At 48.5% G+C, this 19,653-nt stretch carries 18 protein-coding genes; 9 read left to right on the plus strand and 9 right to left on the minus strand.

From position 1 onward, the window contains the following. Window positions 1-169: 169 nt before the first annotated feature. Window positions 170-1,768, minus strand: a complete 1,599-nt coding sequence (locus QGP82_RS09205) for a DUF6930 domain-containing protein (protein ID WP_163664075.1) — start codon at window positions 1,766-1,768, stop codon at window positions 170-172. A gap of 200 nt (window positions 1,769-1,968) precedes the next feature. Between QGP82_RS09205 and QGP82_RS09210 the strand changes: the two genes are divergently transcribed. The 4 genes from QGP82_RS09210 (at window position 1,969) to QGP82_RS09225 (ending at window position 3,913) form a co-directional block, all read left to right on the plus strand. After that, window positions 1,969-2,322, plus strand: a complete 354-nt coding sequence (locus tag QGP82_RS09210) for a HesB/IscA family protein (protein ID WP_006514010.1) — start codon at window positions 1,969-1,971, stop codon at window positions 2,320-2,322. Window positions 2,323-2,361: 39 nt separating this feature from the next. Then, on the plus strand, window positions 2,362-2,784 hold the full coding sequence (locus QGP82_RS09215; protein ID WP_163664073.1) for a tetratricopeptide repeat protein: 423 nt from the start codon (window positions 2,362-2,364) through the stop codon (window positions 2,782-2,784). A gap of 318 nt (window positions 2,785-3,102) precedes the next feature. Then, window positions 3,103-3,297, plus strand: coding sequence for a hypothetical protein (locus QGP82_RS09220; protein ID WP_006514008.1), 195 nt, complete (start codon window positions 3,103-3,105; stop codon window positions 3,295-3,297). 370 nt (window positions 3,298-3,667) lie between these two features. Next, on the plus strand, window positions 3,668-3,913 hold the full coding sequence (locus tag QGP82_RS09225) for a DUF8620 family protein (protein WP_163664070.1): 246 nt from the start codon (window positions 3,668-3,670) through the stop codon (window positions 3,911-3,913). A gap of 56 nt (window positions 3,914-3,969) precedes the next feature. Here the strand turns inward: QGP82_RS09225 and QGP82_RS09230 are convergent, their stop codons facing one another. After that, the gene (locus tag QGP82_RS09230; protein ID WP_163664068.1) at window positions 3,970-5,346 is read right to left on the minus strand and encodes a gluconeogenesis factor YvcK family protein; all 1,377 of its coding nucleotides are present in this window, start codon (window positions 5,344-5,346) and stop codon (window positions 3,970-3,972) included. An 89-nt stretch (window positions 5,347-5,435) separates the two neighbouring features. Here QGP82_RS09230 and QGP82_RS09235 point away from each other — a divergent pair, with 89 nt between their 5' ends. After that, window positions 5,436-6,266, plus strand: a complete 831-nt coding sequence (locus tag QGP82_RS09235) for an ABC transporter ATP-binding protein (RefSeq protein WP_163664066.1) — start codon at window positions 5,436-5,438, stop codon at window positions 6,264-6,266. Between the two features lie 168 nt (window positions 6,267-6,434). Next, complete coding sequence (locus QGP82_RS09240; RefSeq protein WP_163702178.1) at window positions 6,435-7,793, plus strand: MlaD family protein; 1,359 nt, start codon at window positions 6,435-6,437, stop codon at window positions 7,791-7,793. A 38-nt stretch (window positions 7,794-7,831) separates the two neighbouring features. Here QGP82_RS09240 and QGP82_RS09245 read toward each other — a convergent pair whose 3' ends face one another. The 6 genes from QGP82_RS09245 to QGP82_RS09270 form a co-directional block, all read right to left on the minus strand. After that, complete coding sequence (locus QGP82_RS09245) at window positions 7,832-8,809, minus strand: DnaJ C-terminal domain-containing protein (RefSeq protein ID WP_163664062.1); 978 nt, start codon at window positions 8,807-8,809, stop codon at window positions 7,832-7,834. Window positions 8,810-8,992: 183 nt separating this feature from the next. Then, window positions 8,993-9,508, minus strand: coding sequence for a signal peptidase I (lepB, locus tag QGP82_RS09250; RefSeq protein ID WP_250566207.1), 516 nt, complete (start codon window positions 9,506-9,508; stop codon window positions 8,993-8,995). A 136-nt stretch (window positions 9,509-9,644) separates the two neighbouring features. Continuing rightward, window positions 9,645-10,958, minus strand: coding sequence for a Glu/Leu/Phe/Val family dehydrogenase (locus QGP82_RS09255; RefSeq protein ID WP_163664060.1), 1,314 nt, complete (start codon window positions 10,956-10,958; stop codon window positions 9,645-9,647). Window positions 10,959-11,066: 108 nt separating this feature from the next. Beyond that, the gene (locus QGP82_RS09260) at window positions 11,067-11,327 is read right to left on the minus strand and encodes a hypothetical protein (RefSeq protein ID WP_163664058.1); all 261 of its coding nucleotides are present in this window, start codon (window positions 11,325-11,327) and stop codon (window positions 11,067-11,069) included. A gap of 276 nt (window positions 11,328-11,603) precedes the next feature. Then, the gene (locus tag QGP82_RS09265) at window positions 11,604-12,188 is read right to left on the minus strand and encodes a ComEA family DNA-binding protein (RefSeq protein ID WP_499058555.1); all 585 of its coding nucleotides are present in this window, start codon (window positions 12,186-12,188) and stop codon (window positions 11,604-11,606) included. A 17-nt stretch (window positions 12,189-12,205) separates the two neighbouring features. Beyond that, window positions 12,206-12,601, minus strand: a complete 396-nt coding sequence (locus QGP82_RS09270; RefSeq protein WP_163702180.1) for a hypothetical protein — start codon at window positions 12,599-12,601, stop codon at window positions 12,206-12,208. Between the two features lie 416 nt (window positions 12,602-13,017). Between QGP82_RS09270 and QGP82_RS09275 the strand changes: the two genes are divergently transcribed. The 3 genes from QGP82_RS09275 (at window position 13,018) to QGP82_RS09285 (ending at window position 16,714) form a co-directional block, all read left to right on the plus strand. After that, window positions 13,018-13,956 (plus strand): J domain-containing protein, encoded by a 939-nt coding sequence (locus QGP82_RS09275; RefSeq protein WP_163664055.1) that lies wholly within the window; start codon window positions 13,018-13,020, stop codon window positions 13,954-13,956. A gap of 138 nt (window positions 13,957-14,094) precedes the next feature. Further along, window positions 14,095-14,415 (plus strand): DUF1825 family protein, encoded by a 321-nt coding sequence (locus QGP82_RS09280; RefSeq protein ID WP_163664053.1) that lies wholly within the window; start codon window positions 14,095-14,097, stop codon window positions 14,413-14,415. Window positions 14,416-14,506: 91 nt separating this feature from the next. Further along, window positions 14,507-16,714, plus strand: a complete 2,208-nt coding sequence (locus QGP82_RS09285) for a caspase family protein (protein WP_499058557.1) — start codon at window positions 14,507-14,509, stop codon at window positions 16,712-16,714. Window positions 16,715-16,722: 8 nt separating this feature from the next. Here the strand turns inward: QGP82_RS09285 and QGP82_RS09290 are convergent, their stop codons facing one another. After that, a complete protein-coding gene (locus tag QGP82_RS09290) occupies window positions 16,723-19,584 on the minus strand; it encodes a CHAT domain-containing protein (protein WP_499058559.1) in 2,862 nt (953 codons plus the stop codon). Window positions 19,585-19,653: the final 69 nt, after the last annotated feature.

The following is a 19,653-nucleotide window of genomic DNA, read 5'->3' on the forward strand; positions in this document are numbered from 1 at the left end:
ACTCCGCCGTCCATAGTTCCTCCCATACCTTTTGTAGGTAAAGAATCTGAGGAATTTATGAAGGGGGATCGTAGTGCATCACGTTCAAGATTTACAGACTACTAGATGTGCATCCGTTTTCAGGGTTGAGTTTTGAAGATTGAATGGCGACACTGACGTATACCCCACATTATTCCAAGGCATAGCTCAAGACTAGGGGCTCTAAATTGAGGGCTTCAGGGGGACAAAAATTAACTTCTAAAAAGGCCACAACATCTTTTTCCTGGGGATTTCCCCGATTTCGTCCCGTCACCCCTGCCGCAATCATAACGCCGCAGCAACCATGACTTTTGATTTGCTGTTGATGCCATTTATCTAGGGCAGTGCGATGTTGACCATCGCTCACGTCATATTCATGGAATAGGTGGAAACTATTATCACCAGCTTGCCAAATACCCAATTGAAATGTGAGCTGACTAAACGGATCATGACCAGGATTGAAACACATGGACTTAATCCCGCCGATTAACTCGATGTGCTCAACCAGGGCCATGGCTTTAGGGCGAGATGTTTGAACAATTACCACAGGCCAAGCGGCTTTTTTGGCGCTAGCTTTAACGCTAGCAACAGGCTGATAGTACATGTTTCCAGTGCGCAGTTGCTTGAGGCGGTCTGGAGGTAGCTTGGTCAGTAAAATCAGAGCGCCATCAGGGACAAGATCATCGTGCAAGATAGGACCACTGGCAAAATTCTCTCCTAGATCCAACATGTCCTCAGTTTCTGCCATCAAATTAGTCGAAACCTCTGGCAGTGACTTCACGTTTACCGTGCATTGTTTAGGATGGCTGCCTTCCATAGGGTTAGGCACTCGGAAGGTTTTTTCAATGGGCTCTAAAACATTAAGGGGATCGGGCGCTTTTTTAAAAAAGCGATGCAGGGCCTCTAATGCCACGATCAACGTAGCGGCCTCCGCCTCATCTAGTTCATGGCGCATCCCTTCAAGGGGGTGGATACTGCCAAATTCATAGTCATCAGGTTCTGGCTGGCGGGGGCGTTCGACAACGTAGTTTAGAAAAAAGCAGTCCTGCGTCAGAAAAATTTGCTGTAGATCCTGGGGAGACATAGACATGGGTAAATCGGCGCTGATGCTATCGCAATCCAGAACGCGCTCACGAAATTGCAATAGTGAATCCAAATTGCGATAAAACAGCAAACCATAGTCCACATCGGCCATGCCTAAAATAGACACATACAGCGTATCCACATCCCATTGATTTAACTCAATCGCCAGTAGTTCCTGCTCACTAAGTTGATACCAAGGCGCTTCATGCCACAACGCCAGCGCTTTTTGACGAAGACTCTCGCTGTAATTTGCCGGCAAAGAGGAGGACGGTACGGAGAAGTGGGACAACACATGATCAAAAATTTCGTCTACCCAAGGCAGCTTAGCCCCATAGACAACATCGATCTCTAAATCCTGAAGCACACCCCGCAAAAAAAACTGTAACTCTCGATCGTTGACAACAACTCTCTGGGGACGGCTTGGTTCAGCAGGTCCTTGGGGATGTTCTATCGCCTGCAGTAAACTCCGCGCTACGGCGTCATACCCACTATTGGCAGAGATCAGATCTACACTGCGTACATACCCCTGATTGCCATCAATCCACAAAATACAGTCACGCTCATCTTCCTGGGCTTCAGGCATAGAAAAACGTCCCCCCTCCCAAACACTATCCGTTTGGGGTAGCTTTTGAATACGACGGCGGGTAAACGGGCTCAGTGGAGGCATAAATATGGGTATATAAACAGCCTCTATTGTGGAGAAGAATCAAACCATTGGCTATGTCCCGATAGATTTGTTCAACTATTGAGGGTAATAAACGTGGCTGTATTCAATGATTGCCATTGAAGCTAGAAAAGCGCTCTATCAGTCCCTGAAGCTACACTATATAAGTATTAACGGCAGAATTTTAGTTAACCACACGACCCATGACCCAAGCTACTCAATCGCAACAGGGAATCATGATGACTGAGGCGGCTCTCTCCCACCTCCTCGCGTTAAAAGAGAAACAGGGAAATGACCTGTGTCTGCGAGTCGGGGTACGTCAGGGAGGCTGCTCTGGCATGTCTTATATGATGGACTTTGAAACCCTTGGCAATCTTGGCGAGCACGACGAAGTGTTTGACTATGAAGGCTTCAAGGTTATCTGTGATAAAAAGAGCATGCTCTATCTCTACGGACTGGTGCTCGACTATAGCGATGCCCTCATCGGTGGTGGCTTTCAATTTACGAATCCCAACGCTGACCAAACCTGTGGCTGTGGCAAGTCGTTTAGTGCCTAAGGCGGCTTAAAATGGGAAGGTTTTCGATAAAAACTTCCCATGAGCCAAACCATTGATGAACTGTTTGAAGAGGGGTTGAACCGCTACCAGGCAGGTGAAAGTGTCGATACTCTGATTCCTATGTTCAAGGAACTTAGCGCACAGGCACCCAAAAATAGTGCTATCTACACATGCCTGTCATGGCTCTATTTACTGGCGGAGAAACCTACTGCTGCCTATAAAGCTGCTCAGAAAGCCATTAAGATCACACCTCAAGACCCTCAAGCCCATATCAACATTGCGATCGCAATTCTTGATAGCGGTCGTAAAGGAGTACGGGAACATATCGAATTAGCAACTCAACTTGTGATGTCAGTTGAGGAGGTTCAAGACGATATACGGCAGAATTTTAAAGAAGGATTAACTAGAAAACCCGATTGGGCCAGTCTTAAAAAAGTAGAAAACTGGATTTTCAATAGCTGAAACCCCTGTTTGTAAAGGGCATGTGGCGTCAACGTACGATCCACTTGGGATACTTTAAGGGTTTACAGAAATTTATGAATTTTTGTTTTTTTACCCTAAAAACATCAGGCGCTACCCCCCCTTAACAAACGTCGGGTAGTGGGTGTTCGTTAGCTTTTTGTAAGGGTTGCGGGGCAATGATCCCCGCTTTTTTTTGCATTTTTTTGAGGTCAGATAACTTAACGCTCGGAATAAAAAGGAACTGATAAGCTTAAGAAAAGATTCCAATAAGATTTTCTTTTTGTTGGAACTCACCCCGTTGCAAGGAGTCTTAAAAAAATGGATAAGCATGCTGTAGAAGTTAAGCCTGAAACTAGAAACCACAAGGGGTTCTTTGTTCAGGATGGGCCCTATGAATTGATGGGAATCGAAAAGTCTGGTTGGGCTTTAATTTGTATCGATGATTCAGTTTGCCACTACGTTGATCCTGACAATTTAAAAGCTTCTCAAGGACTTGATGTTGATGCTGTGTAGGGCCTTACCCCTCATCCCTTCTGTTGTTCACCGTCGGTAAAACTCAGCTTCTACAGTATGGCTATCCTGATTGGATCAGCCATATTTTTTTGTCTTTTTGCGATGCCAATTTCAAGGTCAATGTGCATCTTAAATATGACTAATAAGAGGCTGGTACTTGACTGTTTCGGTGTTTGTTAGAGTGTTAAGAGTTTCCTTTTTAAGACATTAAACTTTACTGAAAAATGTCATCATATTTGCTATCTCCGGGCGATCTACTGATGACTTTGGGGCAAATATTCAGTCAAGTTTGCTCCGATTGTGCTCGATTAATTGCCCTTTAGGGTTGATAATCTGACCTATTAGACCGTAAGTCGCTTTTGTTGTCTGAATGAAAGATCGCTTAATCAACTGGTTAAATACAGCATTAACCATCAACCTTTTCTTTGTGCTGCTCAGTTTTGGGTGGTTTGTAGTGTCCTTAGCAGGCAAAGCTGCCCATATTAATTTGGGGTTCGACATCTGGTACAGCCTGTGGGACCCCCTATTTATGCCCTCCATTGGTATTTTGATGGCAGGGGCCATCGCCATCGGTGTGATTAACTGGGTATCAAATCGTTTTTTTGCTAAGGGATAATTATGTGGAGACGTTCCATGGAACGTCTCCACATAATTGTTTGACCTACATAATGATCAATAAACCCTGGCGTGCCAACGCATGAGCACCTTAGCCAGTCGTGGTGGGTCGTGGCGAATGGTGCCCTTTTCGGTTTCATGCATGACATTGGCGATGACAATGCGGCGACCTGAAGCGATGACGGCATCTCGATCAAACACCACTCGCTCTGCCCCCTCTTTGCGATAACGCTCTAGTGCCGCTGTCGAGGGTGAACGTTTTTGCACAAGGACAGCATCAAATAACCGGCGACCGCAGGCTCGGTCAATGGCACGAATATGCTCAGAAACACTGTAATCGTCGGTTTCACCGGGTTCGGTCATGATATTGCACACATATACACGGGGGACCTGGGCAGATGCGATCGCATCTGCAATATCGGGCAACAGTAGATTCGGCACAATGCTGGTATAAAGGCTACCTGGGCCAATGATGATATAGTCAGCTTCCTTAATTGCTTCGATGGCTTTAGGCAGAGCTGGTGGCGCAGATGGAGTACAGCCAATATTGACGATGCGGCCCCGCGCCTTCGTAATATTCGACTCTCCCTCAATCCGCCGACCATCGCTGAGTTCTGCCCACAGCTTGACATCGCTGAGGGTGGAAGGCAGCACTTTACCCCGTACCGCCAGTACCTGGGAACTGGCCTCAATGGCCTTTTCCCAGTCGCCAGTTATTTCGTTCATGGCGGCCAAAAACAGGTTGCCAAAACTGTGGCCGCTGAGACCGCTGCCGCTGCTAAAGCGATATTGAAAAAGTTCAGTGACCAGTTTTTCTTGATCGGCCAGGGCGGCCAGACAGTTGCGAATATCGCCAGGGGGCAGACCGCCCATTTCCCGCCGTAGTCGCCCTGATGAACCGCCGTCATCTGCCACGGTCACAATGGCAGTGATATTAGCGCTGTAACGTTTTAACCCGCGTAGCATGGTAGATAAGCCCGTTCCACCGCCAACAACCACAATGCGGGGACCGCGATTGAGTTTACGATGGGATGCGATCGCATCCCATAGGCTACTTTCCTGGCTGCCCGGTAGCAAAACTTCCGTAATTGACCCCAGGGTACGACTTTGCCCCCAAATAATTAGGGATAATCCAAAGATGATGGCCAGCGGTCCACTAATGTATCGGGGTATCAGCTGAGTGATCGTACGCAGTACCGTAGATACAAATCGAACGGTCAAAAAGACGGGGGTTAATCTTAACCAAATCATGGCCCCTAGACCCACCAGGAGCACCCCCACTGTGCTTAGAAACAGCCAGCGTTTGACTAAAAGACCCGGTAGAAGCCAGCGTACCCAGCGCTTGTTCACTGGGGTTAAATCCTTTGTTTCTTGCCAAACAAATCGGATATTACGCTTTAAAAACTTCCTAATTGAACCGATCCACAAGAGCATAGGCTTATCTCTCACGCCCTTTTTATAACCTTGGGTTATCTTGTCATAAGCTGTCCCCAGCTCGTTAGCGAGTTATAGCAACCACCGCCATGTCTGTCCCAGAACCTAACGCGATTGTTCCCCAGTCTCCCTGCGGAGGGGATACCCCAATTCTTGAACTCAAGGGTATTTCTAAACGATTTGGTAGCAATCAGGTACTTGACAATGTTGACCTAACTGTTGAGCCCGGTGAAGCCGTCGCCCTCATCGGCCCATCAGGTACGGGAAAATCGACTATTTTGCGCATCATTGCGGGGTTGCTCGCTGCTGACAATGGCGATGTTTTTGTGGCTGGCCAGCAGCGCCACGGGTTGATTGAAGATGCGACCAACGATCCGGTCAATATTGGCATGGTGTTTCAACAGGCAGCCCTGTTTGATTCATTGACAGTACAGGAAAATGTCGGGTTTTCCTTATATCAAAACTCTGATTTAGCAGAACGTGAGATTAATGAACTGACTAAACATGCCCTGGAGATGGTGGGGCTACCGAACATTTGCGATCGCTACCCAGCCGAACTCTCAGGCGGTATGCGCAAGCGAGTAAGCTTTGCCCGCGCCGTCATCAATAATCCCCGTGAGGCCGAAGAAAAGCCAACGGTTTTGCTCTATGACGAACCAACTGCCGGATTAGATCCCATTGCTTCAACGGTGATTGAAGATTTAATTCGTGACATCCATGGCAACCGGGGCTGTAGCACTTATTTAATTGTCACTCACCAGGACAGCACAATTCGTCGCACCGCCGATCGTGTCGTTATGCTGCACAAAGGCTCCATTCAGTGGATGGGACCTGTTGAAGACATTGACTCTACCCCTAACCCCTATGTCCGACAGTTTTTTAGTGCCGCCATCGACGGCCCGATTCGAGTTACCAATTGATTCTGTTAAATGTAGCGAAATTGAAACCGCGCATTTCCCTGGATCAGAACAATATTTCTGAATATGGGACGACTTTCTAGATATAGACGAGGTTTAGACTCCCCTTTATAATTTTCCCCAGGGTGTACGACTGGCTGTACTATCTACCGTTAATCCCATAGGAAACTAATGCGTGCAAGAACCATTCGTGAAGGCTCTGTTGGCCTGCTAGTACTGGCAGGTGTGGCCCTCTTTGGCGGTCTGGTTATATGGCTAAGAGGTGTGAACTACGGTCAGCGTAGTTATCGCCTGTTGGTGGATTTTGAAAGCGCCAACGGTATCCTGGAAGGCTCCGCCGTTAGTTATCGTGGTGTGCAAGTCGGCCAAATTACTCGCATGACCCCAAGCTCGAATACAGTGGTAGTCGAGATTCAGATCAATAAATCAGACCTGCGTATTCCCGCCGAGTCAGTCATTAAAACAAGTCAGTCGGGACTCATTGGTGAAACGACGATTGCCATTCAACCGCCATCAGACGTCAGTGTGAACGACGATTCCTTACCTGAGCCCATTGCACGCGACTGTGATAGTAGCGTAATTCTCTGCAATGGCGACCGGGTGAATGGCTTGGTGGGGGTGAACTATGAGGATTTACTGGAATCCTCCCAGGAGATTTCTGAGGCCCTTGCCGACCCTGAGCTCTTGGCAGATGCTAGGGAAATTCTGGACAATACTCGCCAAATTTCGGGTAACGTCGTTGGCCTGACCGATGAAGTGACTTTGATGGCTCAAAGTCTACGCAATGAAATTCAACCCCTATCCGTATCAGCACGCCAGACCTTGGCGTCTGTATCGGAAGCAGCTAACCAGCTAGAAGCAACCACTGTACGTACATCTGAGCAATTAGATGTCACATTGACCCAGGTCAATACGATGCTGGCCAGCAACCAAGATGATCTGGCCATTACCCTTGACAACATTAGTGCTAGCACGGGGCAGTTGCGTTTGGCTTTAGATACCCTCAGCCCCGTCATCCAGGATGGCACTCTGGTGAACAACATTGAGCTTTTAGCCACCAATGCTGCCGTTGCATCCCAGGATTTGCGGGATATTTCTTCGAGACTTAACACCAGCGAAAACTTAGTCCTGCTACAGCAAACCATCGAATCCGCCCGCGATGTGTTTCAGAGCGCCCAAAAAATCATGGCCGATGTGGACACCTTGACCGGCGATCCCACCCTACGCAGTAATGTGCGGGATTTACTCAACAGCCTCTCCAATCTGGTGTCCTACACAGGGGATTTAGAAGACCAAACTGAGGTGGCTGCCCAGCTTAACCATCAGGGGCAAATTGTCACAGATCTGGAACACAGTCTGGAAGAAGCATCCATCCTGGATGCTCCCGCTGACACAACTGAGCCTGAAATGGATGAAGCGGTTCCTGTCCTGCGATATAACGGTGAACGCTACGTCACAGACTTAGCCAATAGCGCGCCCCTTTCACCCGTTAATGACCCCACAAAAAATGACCCCACAAAGAGCGAGTAGGCAATGACTCTACTCGCTTTTTGCTAACTAGTTACAGCCTACAGCCTGACATTTTGCAACTCTTGTCGGGGGTTATAGCTGCGTACATTACGCAGTTGCTCGTACAGAGCACGCTCTTTATCAGTAACGCTTTTGGGCGCTTTAATCATCACCGTTACCAGCTGATCGGTGCGACTGCCCTTGGGTTTGGGCCATCCTTTACCTCGCAAACGCAGGGTTTGACCAGAGCGAATCCCGGCAGGAATATTGACAGTAACACTACCGTCAGGGGTAGGGACGTCAATTTTGGCCCCTAACACGGCCTCATCGGGAGAGATAGAGACTTCGCACACCAGGTTATTGTCGCCATCAAACTGGAAAAAAGAATGGGGTTGAATATCTACCGTCAGGTAGATGTCGCCCCGCTGCTGGGTGTAAGGATTCATTTGTCCCTTACCCCGCAGACGGATTTTGCTACCCGGTTTTACACCGGCTGGAATTTTGACTGTCAGTGCATCACCACCGATGCGAAACTTTTTCTGAGAACCATTAAACGCATCTGACATGGCCAGAGTGATGCTGGCTTCTTGGTCAAACTGGGCACTATTATTGGCCCCAGCGGTTTCAAACCCAAACCCTGGGCCGCCACCGGTGGACTGACGATAGGTCGTGCGGGCTCCACCGGGGAAGCCGCCGCCTAACCCTCCCAACAGTTCATTTAGTAGCTCATTAAAACTGCCGTAGTTGCTAAAGTCGAAGCCACCAAAATCGCCCGGGGCTGCGCCTGCACCTGCACGCCCCCCCTGTTGCCAATAACGGCCAAACTGGTCATATTTTCGACGTTTTTCCGGATCCGATAAGATCTCGTTTGCTTCGTTGATTTCTTTAAATTTGGCTTCAGCTACTTTGTCGCCAGGGTTAACGTCTGGATGGTATTTACGAGCGAGCTTGCGAAAAGCACGTTTAATGTCGTCCGTGCTAGCGGATTTACTGACCCCCAGAATTTGGTAATAATCTTTGAAGTCAGTTGCTGCCATAGCCAAGCTCCTCGTTGCGATCGCACAATGCCGTTACGGTATTTTCTTGATTAGCCTAGCAAAGCTTGTAAGGGAAAGAGGTTCGGTATTCCGCCGTTAAAACCTAATCCTTGTTCAAGACTAGAGCTTTGCCATTGCGCCCTGCGGTCCATGTCTGTTCTTTTGAACCAGTTACTTACTACTTCAAACCGTTCCTAAGTCATCCGGGGGCCAAAAGCGTACAGTAGCATGGCCGATTATATTTTCTATGGGTAAAAAACCCCAAATGTGACTATCATTACTGTCGTTACGATTGTCTCCCATGACAAAAACAGTATTGTCTGGCACCGCGACTGGGGTCATCTCATAGTTAGGAGCAGCCAGAATATAGGGTTCTGTTAGGGGCTGATCATTGCGATAGACCTGACCTTGACGGACAGCTAATGTGTCACCAGGCAAACCCATAACCCGTTTAATAAAGGCCTGCTCAGGCCGATAGCCAATGGCCTGGAGCTGTGGCGGTGGTTCAAACACCACAATATCGCCATGGTGCGGTGGATGGAAACGATAGGAGAGTTTTTCGATCAGCAACCGATCGCCAATATGTAAGGTTGGATCCATCGAGTTAGATGGAATAAATCGAGGTTCTGCAATAAATAGTCGAATGACCACGGCGATTGCCATAGCAATGGCCACCAATCTGGCATTGGACTTCACCATGGTTTGCAGTGATGTTCCCAACGTGGTTTCGGGAGAAGATTTTTCAGCGGTCATTCCAGGCCTAATAATGTGCCTAGCAATTTTACCTTCTCCATACCCTATGTAGGGGCGTTCCATGGAACGCCCCTACATAGGGTTATTCTCTATTCCCCGACACATAATCCGCCCGTGTGCCCCGTGCATCCATGGCTGCACCTAAGCTATTCAGGGCATGGATATAGGCCGCCGTGCGCACCGATGTTTTGTGGGTTTGGGCAATGTGCCAAATCGTATCGGCCGCCGCCACTATTTGTTTCTTCAGGCGTTGATTAACTTCGTCGAGGGTCCAATACAGACCGCTGCGATTTTGCACCCACTCAAAATAGCTCACGGTCACTCCCCCGGCATTGACCAAAATATCGGGAAAGACGGTAATGCCTTTGGCCTCTAAAATGTCGTCGGCGTCGGTACTGATGGGCCCGTTGGCCACTTCAAAGATATAGCGAGCTTGAATCGCATCGGCGTTGGCTGCGGTAATTTGGTTTTCCAATGCCGCTGGAATCAAGATATCCACATCTAAGCTGAGCAACGTATCGTTGGTAATCACTTCGTGCTCAACAAGATTGCACACACTGCCATCACAGTAGACGGCTTTAACAGAGCGGGTATCAGCCTTGAATTTTTGAATACTGGGAATATCTAGTCCATTAGGGGTATAAATGCCCCCACGCGAATCACTCACGGCAACAATGGTGTAACCTGCGTCAAATAGATGCCGAGCGACCACCGCACCAGCATTACCAAAACCTTGAACGGCAACAGTTTTTGGAGAGGATGGCTGTTTGCCTGATCGTTTGTTTGACAGATGCTCCATCATGGCTTCTAGCACGTAAAACGCACCAGTCCCCGTCGCTGTAGATCGACCTAAACTCCCCCCCAGGGCCACAGGTTTACCGGTAATCACTGCCGGGCTGCGCTGCTGGCGGATGATGCTGTACTGATCCATCATCCACCCCATGATCATGGGATTTGTGTAGACATCGGGGGCCGGAATATCTGTATCAGGACCAATAAAGTTTGCGATCGCATCAATATATCCTCGGCTTAACCGTTCCAACTCTGCTTTGGAAAGCTCTTTGGGGTTAAGGGTAACGCCTCCCTTGGCCCCACCAAACGGGATATTGAGCGCCGCACATTTAAACGTCATCCAAAACGCCAGGGACTGAACTTCATCCAACGTCACCTGGGGGTGGAAGCGAATCCCTCCCTTTGTGGGTCCACGAGTGTCATCAAAATGCACACGGTATCCTTCAAAAACCTTCAGGGATCCGTCATCCATACGCACCGGAATAGACACCTTAAGACTTGCTTTGGGGGCTTTTAACCGCTCCGCCGCATCCTCAGAAATCGTCACGTACTTGAGTGCCCGATCCAGGCGACGGCTGGCATCAGTCAGTAGAGATTTAGTCATAGTCCCTATGGTATGGGAGCCAACGCCGGATCCAAGGATATTGTTACGGAACATGCCCAAAATCGCGGTCAGCTAAATCTAATGCAATAAATGTTAACCTACAGCTGTTCACTGATGGCTGTAAGCCTTGGTTCGGGAGCTCAGTAAGAGTGTTGCTAAACTCTCTTGGGAGTCTTGCATGTCCTGCGTAATTTCTTTATCAGCTTGATGAAGTTTTAAAATAGCCTGTATCTGGTGTCTTAATACCTCTCCGCTGTTTGCCTGATTCTCAGCGGGCATGGCTGCGTAAATTGTAGCGATCGCAATCGTCATTGCAACAGCTGTGATCCCACGATGAATTGCCTTACTGACCTTTGTTAGTCCCTGCATGGTCCCGACTCTATACTTATCTCAACCTACTCAATTCCACAGACAGACCCAGGATATTCCCGTAGAATTTGCAGACAACTCAAGTAAACTCCGCGTTTTACAAGATTGGTGTGAGTCTCATCACCATAACTTGATATACCTATCACCAAGTCAACTCAACCGTTTTCCGCACAGTACCCGACCGGATGAGAGATTTTCAGATTAAATAGATTTCCCTTCAGCCGTTTCTTATCGTCCCAATGTCTACATAGGCAAGGGATACAGCGTTCATTCACCTTAAAAACGCAAATAGTGCAATAACTCTGTTATCACATCAGGAGGTAGCTGTAGTCGCCGTTTTAGATCTAACCAATCCCTGTAGGGACCATAGCGATGGCGACCGTAAACCAACCGCTCAGCAAGTGCTAGATCAATACTCGGAATTGTTGTTAACTCCCTAGCACTTGCCTGATTAATCAGCAGCTGTCTGGGCATAACCTCACTATCGAGATCGTAATAATAAAACTGCACCATACCCTCAAATGCCTGCAGGTGCTGTAAACCGATGCCAGTGATGGCTGCAACATCGTCCCAACAGGTTAGCAGCGTGCCCGAACGACTGAGTTCCACCAAAGACCTCGCCTGATGAATCGAAATACCTGGCAATCGTAACCAGTCATCGACAGTGGCGCGATTGGCGTCAATCCGCACTCCCAACTTTGCTCCCAATTGCACTTCATCAACTGAGCTAAAGCGATAGTAATTATCCTGAGCCAGCTTTTTTCTCAGGGGAGTAAGCCCAGCTTCTAGGGCATCCAAACCTCGCAGGGCCTGTTTAACCCAAAAACGTCGCCATGACTGTGGGGATTTCTGACGGGTCACTCAAGGCCTCCATTGCATCAGGGTATTTGCTCTAGCAAACTGCGTCGTTTTTGCTCAAACTCATACTCTGACAGCAGCCCTTCCTGCCGCAAATGCTCGATTTCTCGGAGGCTATTCGCCACACCTTCAACGGCTTCACCCAGGTTAGGGATGGGTGAAGCCCTCTGGTTATTATGCTGCCAAAGCCTTTGGAACAGAGGCTCAGTTAAATACCAAATGCTTTCAAGCAGGCAGGCAAACCGTGGTACCTGGGTTGCCCCCAAAAGCAAATAAGCCATCCCCCAGCCATACTGACCTAAATAAAACTTATGAATCCCAGCAAAAGGAACCGGAGTTGGCTGAATTGCCCCTATAAATGCGAGTAAGGCTGCGATTTTTCTATTTTTCTGATGATTAGTTTGATGATCATCCATAAACAGCCTTGGTTTTAACTTGAAGGTACGACATCGCGAATTTTAGTAATTGAGCACTATAGAGGGTGCCTAATTTTCCAATGAAACAGCTAGAATTTGATATGTGTTTACATAACATGATGCATCCATCATGCTTGACCCCAAGGGATATTTTGACTGGAGAATCTAGAATTTATAGAGGTATCCATACCTCATCCATCCAAAACGTTTGTGCTTATAGACTGTATGCTTTTTGCAAAGTTAGTTTGTGCATTCTCCTGAAAGTAATCCCTAAGGTCAGAAATCAAAACTTAAAACGCTAAAAATTCGGTTACTTTTATATCTAACGGACGGTTCAAATGTTAGTAGTCGCCGGAATTTAGCAATCTCGTGTTGTTTATGAATTGTACGTGAGCCAATTCTTAGCCTCCTGTTGCATGACCAACGCCAAGTCATTTCAAGATGAATGGATCACAGTTGCTGAGAAAGATCCCTACGCTGCCCTAGGCCTCTCTCTAAATGCTGAAGATCGTCGCATTCTTAAGCGCTATCGCCAGATAGCAAAACTTCTTCATCCCGATGTTCAAGCGACTAACCCCACTGCCATTAGTCAAATATCTGAGCAGCTGATTGCTAAGGTCATCAACCCTGGCTATCAACGGCTTAAGCAAGAGAAGAATCGCTCCGAAGTTTTGGCCAACATGCGGTTTCGCGCTAGGCAACTCGATCGTCAAGGCAAACTCGCGCCTTCTTTTGAAAGCGCTCAACAGCTTTTGCGTATTCCAGAAGCAGAAGTGGAAGTTTTTTATGAAAATACGGTTAATCAGCTAGTAACAACCCAGTTCAGCTCGACCGATGAGTTTGCCATGGTGCTGTCTGGTCTAAGTCAGCTCAACCTAGCATTTCTACACCGTAAGATCAGTAAGCCTATCCGACCTAAGCGTACTGGCTTAGTTGCCGTTGACCATACCCCTTCAGAAGAAGAAGAAAAGAAGGAAGATCCTAAACCTCCGGAACCCCCTGTTATCAACTACGCTGAAAAATATGGTATTCGAGCTCGGACATATCTGAACCAGCGTAATTACAATCTAGCCATTCAGGAGCTGAGAGAAGCGCTTAAGATCGCACCCAATGGGATTGAGCTTCACTCAATGCTGGGCCAAGCCTATTTGATGAAGAAGTCTTACGGCATGGCCCGTGCCCATTTGAAGCGTGTTTTAGAATTAAACCCCAACCATTCCGTAGCGTTGAAATATAGTCAAGTTTTAGAAAAACGCATGGCTGAAAAGCGTAAGGCAGCTAGTCAGGTGGTTCCACCAGATCCTAAGCCTGAGTCAGGGCAACAATCTTGGCTTAAGAAATTACTGGGTCGCTAGGTGATCGCTAGTAGGTATTAGGTGGGGATATCTCACCTTTGCGTATATCGAAACGAGCTTTTACTCTGAAAGAGTAGTCAACGTTAACGCTTACAGATAGCGCGCAGCCAATGAAAGTAAGCCCCTGGGAGTAGATGTATGAGCTTTTTTGATTCAGAGATCGTGCAGCAGGAAGCCACGAAGCTCTTTCAGGATTATCAGGCCCTCATGCAGCTCGGTAGCAGCTACGGCAAATTTGATCGCGATGGCAAGAAGCTATACATCGAGCAGATGGAAAGCATCATGGATCGATATCGCGTCTTTATGAAACGATTTGAGCTGTCCGAAGATTTCACAGCTCAACTTACGATGGAACAGCTGAAAACCCATCTGGGTCAATTTGGGATGACACCACAAAAGATGTTTGACCAGATGCAGATGACCCTAGACCGCATGAAGTCTGAAATCAAAGAGACATAACCTGTTCGAAAGTGGGCATTGGATATCCTGCTGTGGTATGCCTGAGCAGTTTCTATTGCCCACCCTACGGGCTGCTTGAAAGGGATACCTTATGCCGACATTTAACCGTCGCCGTTTTTTACAGTTTGCCGGGACCACATTGGCAGCTTACGGGCTAAGTGAGCGGCAACTTGTTTCCCACGGTCTACGCTACGGTCAGGCATTAGCCCAATCGACGACTCGCAAATTGGCGTTGCTAGTCGGTGTCAATCAATATCCTGCTGGTAACAGTCGCTTTACAAATTTACGAGGCTGTACAACGGATGTAGAGCTACAACGCGAGCTACTGATACATCGCTTTGGATTTCAGGCCAGCGATATTCTGGTCCTTAGTGATGATGCAGCACAGAAGCCTACCCGCAGCAATATTCTGACAGCCTTTGAAGAGCATCTGATCCATCAGGCTCAGCCTGGGGATGTGGTGGTTTTTCATTTCTCGGGCCATGGTTCCCAGGTGTTAGAGCCCAATTCCCCTGATGGTGATGGGCTTAACAGTACTTTTGTACCTGGTGACATTCAAGAAAATGGCACTGACGTTGATGACATCATGGGACGGACGTTGTTTTTGCTGACGTCGGCGTTATCAACGGACCAGGTCAGTGTTGTCTTGGACAGCTGCTACGCCGGCGGCGGTACCCGTGGGAATGTGCGGGTGCGCTCAGGTTTTGATGGCAATTCGTATCAGGCGAGTGCAGCAGAGTTAGCGTATCAAAGCCAGTGGTTGCGGACGTTAGGTGTAGATGTTCCGACTCTGCAAAATCGTCGCACTATTGGTGTGGCTAAAGGGGTGGTCATCGCTGCTGCCCAAAAAGATGAAGAAGCTGTTGATGTAGGCTTTGACGGGTTTTATGCGGGAGCCTTTACCTACCTGCTCACCCAGTATCTGTGGCAGCAGACCGATAGCAGTCAAGGTACTGTGGTGCGCATTACCCGTGATATGAAGGATCTGTCTGGTCAGGTTCCTTTTCTGGATGCCCCATCGGAACAGGCTCAATCAGATATTTATTTTGTTCCTGAGAAAAATCAAATTCCACCGGCTGAGGCCGTTGTTACTCAGGTGGATGGTGATCAGGCCACCGTATGGCTTGGGGGGATCGACCATGAAAGTATTACCACCTTTGGTCGGGGGGCTAAGTTTACCCCGGCAGGCTTTGAATCACTGGGTGAGGTGGAGCTATTGTCACGCCAGGGTATGCGGGGTGTTATCCAGCTCCCTTCGGCAGTGCCAGCAGGAACATTGCTACAGGAATTTTCTCGGGTGGTATCGCCTGAGTTGCAGCTACGGATTGGCATTGATCCGTCTTTGGGTCTTTATACCAGCCGGATTCAGCAGCAGTTAGGTGCCATTCCTCGGGTGCTTGGAGTGCCCCATCAAGGGGGCAATGTTCCCTACGAAAAGGATGTGCACTATATTCTTAGTCGGATGACGGCTGACTACCGGCAGCGGTTTATAGATGATGCGGTACCGGATGATGCGGTGCCCGGTATAGATAGGATTGGGCTATTGTCTCAAAGTATCGATGAGTGGATACCAGGGTCCTTTAGTCAGGATGCTGAAGAATTCGCGACGGATGCGATCGCACGCCTCACCCCCAAACTTCAATCCTTACTCGCAGCCCGTTTAATTAAGTCCCTCCTCAAAGCCAACTCCGCCCGGTTGAATGTAGACGCATCCATGGTCACAGAATTGGCAGGGGAGCAGTTTCAACTAGTGGCCTCAGCCTTTACTGTGCGGGGTGAATCTGGTGAGACAGACGGCACCCACAAGATTTTGCTAGACCAGCAGGACTTTCGGTTTCAGGTCGTCAACCATGAACCGGAGCCCCTGTACATCAGCATTGTGGTATTCGTCACCGATGGGCGGATGTTTGTGATTTTGCCCCGTCCTCAAAGGGGCCGTGGGCAGCAAATTCTAGAAAGTCGCATTGAGGGCAATGGTGCCAAACTATATGCCCCATCTTTATCAGAAACGCCGTTATATGGCCAGGAACGAGGTCGGGCAGAAGTATTGATTATTGCCAGTCGGCAACCGTTTGTAGAAGGATTAGCCCAGCTGCAAGAGTTGGCGACGTTGCAAGCCTCGGGTGAGCGCAGTGAGAATGAATCGGCAGAGTTGTCCTTAGGAGCTGTGAACACTCTGCTGGGTGAGATCAGTTCTTCGCGTAGTGGGACGTTGGATAATTCACCAGCGACGGATGAGCTACCCCAGATTCAAACAGCTGATATCGCTGCATTTTCCATTTCGTTTGAGGTAGTTTAGTACAGCGACTACAGCGGATTGCCAATCAGGGTCATCGGTGCCCAGTAGTAGGGATGGGCCAGCAGAGTTGGGCCATTATCTTCGGTTTGGCGTTGGCCAATGATGCGAGCATCGTCAGTTGTAACCGAGTCTGTGCTTTGGATAAAAGAACGTTGAGCAGTCTGGAGTGCTTCAGCCTTAGTCACAGGGGCATTTGTGGTGCCCTGGGCTAACTGGTCATAAAACCTGCGCATTAGCAAACTGGTACTCCGGTCGTTGACGTTCCATAGAGACGCCATTACCGCGTCAACTTGACTCTTAAGAAAGTGATAACTTAAGCCCGCAATTTCATCTCCCCTGGCATCGGGACTACCCAGGGCTGTTTCACAGGCAGACAAAACAACTAAGTGCACATCTTCCAGATAGCTACTCAGAAGGTCAATGTCTCGAACCGGTAACCGTTGCCCATCACCCATCAACAAATAAGAGTTTTCCTGCGATTCACCTAATTCAGCATGGGTGGCCATGTGAAGAATTTGCTGACCATTGAGCCCATCTCGTAAGGCAGCGGCGGTAAATTCACCGTCGAGAAACTGTTGCCCCGGATAGATACCTTGAGTATCAGTGGGATTATCTTCCTCACGAATAATGGCATCTAGTTCGATGGGTACGTTGGGAAGGGCGCTAAAATTCTCCACGGGTTGCGATATGCCCACCCCCAGTATCGATACCCCATCGGTACCCACCGGAGAGCGATGATTCACATCTGTCAGGGCAGCCGATAGGATTGTGCCAACGGTGTATTTTTCCACCAAATATTGTTCACCATCGTAAAGGGCCGCCAGGGGTAAATAACGGATCACCCGATCTGGAGAGAACACTAGATGTTTAATGTCCTGGTTACTGGCAAGCTCAGTTTCAAAGGGGGCAATTAACCAGTCATAGAGTTGTTTGCCCAGGCGCTGGATTTCTTCGATGTCAGAATTGCGATTTTCCACCAGTGTTCGAAATTGCACTACGGTCTGGCCAACCTCCTGACGGCTCACAGGCAGTTCTCGTCGACCAATGACACGACCATCGGCAGCCCACAGCAACCACAGTTTGTCTGTAAGCACCAATGGATAAATAACAACGGTGCCAGGTTGCTGATCAATAATGTCTTTGGCCGTTGTCGCAAAGTTCTCAGGATCTAACAAAAGGTTAGATTTGTCGCCCTCTGCCAGGCGATCGCCAACAAAGGTTTTGAGGCTGTTGACGGCTTCTCGATATTGACGAAACTGATCGTCCCGTTGAGATCTCAAATCTCCTAATTTCTCACATTTAGTCGCTTCACAGTCCTGCAGCTGTTTACCAAATTCCACCAATGAGGAGTACTGCTCTACCATTTCCTTTTCCTTTGGTAGCAGCGTCACTTTCGCATCGCTATCGCTAGCCCGTTCGTCCGTATACTCTGTTAACTCCTCAACTTTCAGTAGTTCCAATACCTCCTGGGCTTCGAGAACCCTCCCTTGCTCCAGCAGCAGGCCAGCTAACGTACGATAGCTATCCGCCACCGTATCTGTGTAGGACTGTAGCAAAGCCTGATCTGCGATATCCTGACGAATATTTTCCCGTACCGTGACCGCCTCCTTAAAAAAGGCAATGGCTAATTCCGGTTGGTCATCTGCCTGAAACGCATAACCCAGGTTGCTTAGGGCCAGTCCGGCTTCGTGGCGATCGCCACTTTCACCACTGATGGCCAGAGTTTGACCAAAATACTCAATCGCCTTTTGAGATTGCCCCAAACGGCCATAGACATGGCCTAGATTTCCTAGGGCTCTGCTTTCTCCAGGCAGATCTCCTAGCTCACGGGCAATCACTAGCTGCTGTTCTAAAAAGTCGATGGCCTGATGCCACCGACCTAAACGACTGTAACCATAGCCTAAATTACCTAAGGAGCGACCTTCATCAACGCGATTACCTAGTTCGCGTGCGATCGCAAGGGTTTGCCCATAAAAACCAATCGCCACCTCAATTTGATTCAACCGGGAATAGGCATTGCCCAAGTTACCTAAGGTCCGTCGTTCCCCAGGGCGATCGCCAAGTTCTCGGGTAATGGCCAGTTGTTGTTCCAATAGGTCAATGGCCTGCTGGTACTGCCCCAGGTCGATATAGACATTCCCTAAATTTCCCAGGCTACGGCTTTCACCTGCTCTGTAGCCAAGTTCTTGGGTGATGGCCAGTTGTTGTTCTAATAAGCTGAGGGACCGTTGATACTGGCCCAGGTTGTCGTAGGCAATGCCTAAATTACCCAAAACCGAGCTTTCGCCTAGACGATTATCGCTTGCACGCACCAAAGGCAGTACTTGTTCGTAGTATTCAATGGCCCGTTGATATTGGCCTAGATTCATATAAGTACTACCCAGATTACCCAGAGCAAAGATATGTGCCTGGGGCTCAAGGTTAAGTGCCAGAGCTTGTTCATAATGGTCAATGGCTTGTGGGTATTGACCGAGCATGTCATATACCTGGCCCAGGCCAGTTAGGGCTCTACTTTCTGCGGGGATATTATGAAACTCTCGGGCAATGTCGAGGGATTGTTGGTGATGGTCAAGCGCTGGTTCGGCCTGGCCCAAGGTACGAAATAGAATTCCTAAACTATTGAGGGTATTGACCTGGTTCTCACGGTTACCGGAGGCTTGAAAAAGTTCAAGGGCCATTTGCCAGGAGACGTATGCCTCTTGATATTGACCGCGATTAAATTGCTCTAAGCCTTGATTATGCAGCTGTATGGCTCTGCTTTCGTCGGTTATAGGTTCAATGGTTTCTTGGGCGACTGCCTGCGGCATTGGCAGGGCTACAGGTGATATGAGGGCACCTATGACAATCAAGGTTGAGAGAAAACGTTGCATAGGTGCAGCTCAGGGAAGGGTTGTTTGTATTTACAATTCCCGTTTGGGTGTTTCGGAGCATAATCGTGC

This window comes from Leptothoe sp. LEGE 181152 (genome assembly GCF_032906605.1).
In the GTDB taxonomy this organism is placed as follows: domain Bacteria; phylum Cyanobacteriota; class Cyanobacteriia; order Phormidesmidales; family Phormidesmidaceae; genus Leptothoe; species Leptothoe turfae.

Bases quoted from the DNA above. Each gene is read 5' to 3' on its own strand.
- QGP82_RS09205 (WP_163664075.1), bottom strand. From the start codon at position 1,768: ATGCCTCCACTGAGCCCGTTTACCCGCCGTCGTATTCAAAAGCTACCC.
- QGP82_RS09210 (WP_006514010.1), top strand. From the start codon at position 1,969: ATGACCCAAGCTACTCAATCGCAACAGGGAATCATGATGACTGAGGCG.
- QGP82_RS09215 (WP_163664073.1), top strand. From the start codon at position 2,362: ATGAGCCAAACCATTGATGAACTGTTTGAAGAGGGGTTGAACCGCTAC.
- QGP82_RS09220 (WP_006514008.1), top strand. From the start codon at position 3,103: ATGGATAAGCATGCTGTAGAAGTTAAGCCTGAAACTAGAAACCACAAG.
- QGP82_RS09225 (WP_163664070.1), top strand. From the start codon at position 3,668: ATGAAAGATCGCTTAATCAACTGGTTAAATACAGCATTAACCATCAAC.
- QGP82_RS09230 (WP_163664068.1), bottom strand. From the start codon at position 5,346: ATGCTCTTGTGGATCGGTTCAATTAGGAAGTTTTTAAAGCGTAATATC.
- QGP82_RS09235 (WP_163664066.1), top strand. From the start codon at position 5,436: ATGTCTGTCCCAGAACCTAACGCGATTGTTCCCCAGTCTCCCTGCGGA.
- QGP82_RS09240 (WP_163702178.1), top strand. From the start codon at position 6,435: ATGCGTGCAAGAACCATTCGTGAAGGCTCTGTTGGCCTGCTAGTACTG.
- QGP82_RS09245 (WP_163664062.1), bottom strand. From the start codon at position 8,809: ATGGCAGCAACTGACTTCAAAGATTATTACCAAATTCTGGGGGTCAGT.
- lepB (WP_250566207.1), bottom strand. From the start codon at position 9,508: ATGGTGAAGTCCAATGCCAGATTGGTGGCCATTGCTATGGCAATCGCC.
- QGP82_RS09255 (WP_163664060.1), bottom strand. From the start codon at position 10,958: ATGACTAAATCTCTACTGACTGATGCCAGCCGTCGCCTGGATCGGGCA.
- QGP82_RS09260 (WP_163664058.1), bottom strand. From the start codon at position 11,327: ATGCAGGGACTAACAAAGGTCAGTAAGGCAATTCATCGTGGGATCACA.
- QGP82_RS09270 (WP_163702180.1), bottom strand. From the start codon at position 12,601: ATGGATGATCATCAAACTAATCATCAGAAAAATAGAAAAATCGCAGCC.
- QGP82_RS09275 (WP_163664055.1), top strand. From the start codon at position 13,018: ATGACCAACGCCAAGTCATTTCAAGATGAATGGATCACAGTTGCTGAG.
- QGP82_RS09280 (WP_163664053.1), top strand. From the start codon at position 14,095: ATGAGCTTTTTTGATTCAGAGATCGTGCAGCAGGAAGCCACGAAGCTC.
- QGP82_RS09285 (WP_499058557.1), top strand. From the start codon at position 14,507: ATGCCGACATTTAACCGTCGCCGTTTTTTACAGTTTGCCGGGACCACA.
- QGP82_RS09290 (WP_499058559.1), bottom strand. From the start codon at position 19,584: ATGCAACGTTTTCTCTCAACCTTGATTGTCATAGGTGCCCTCATATCA.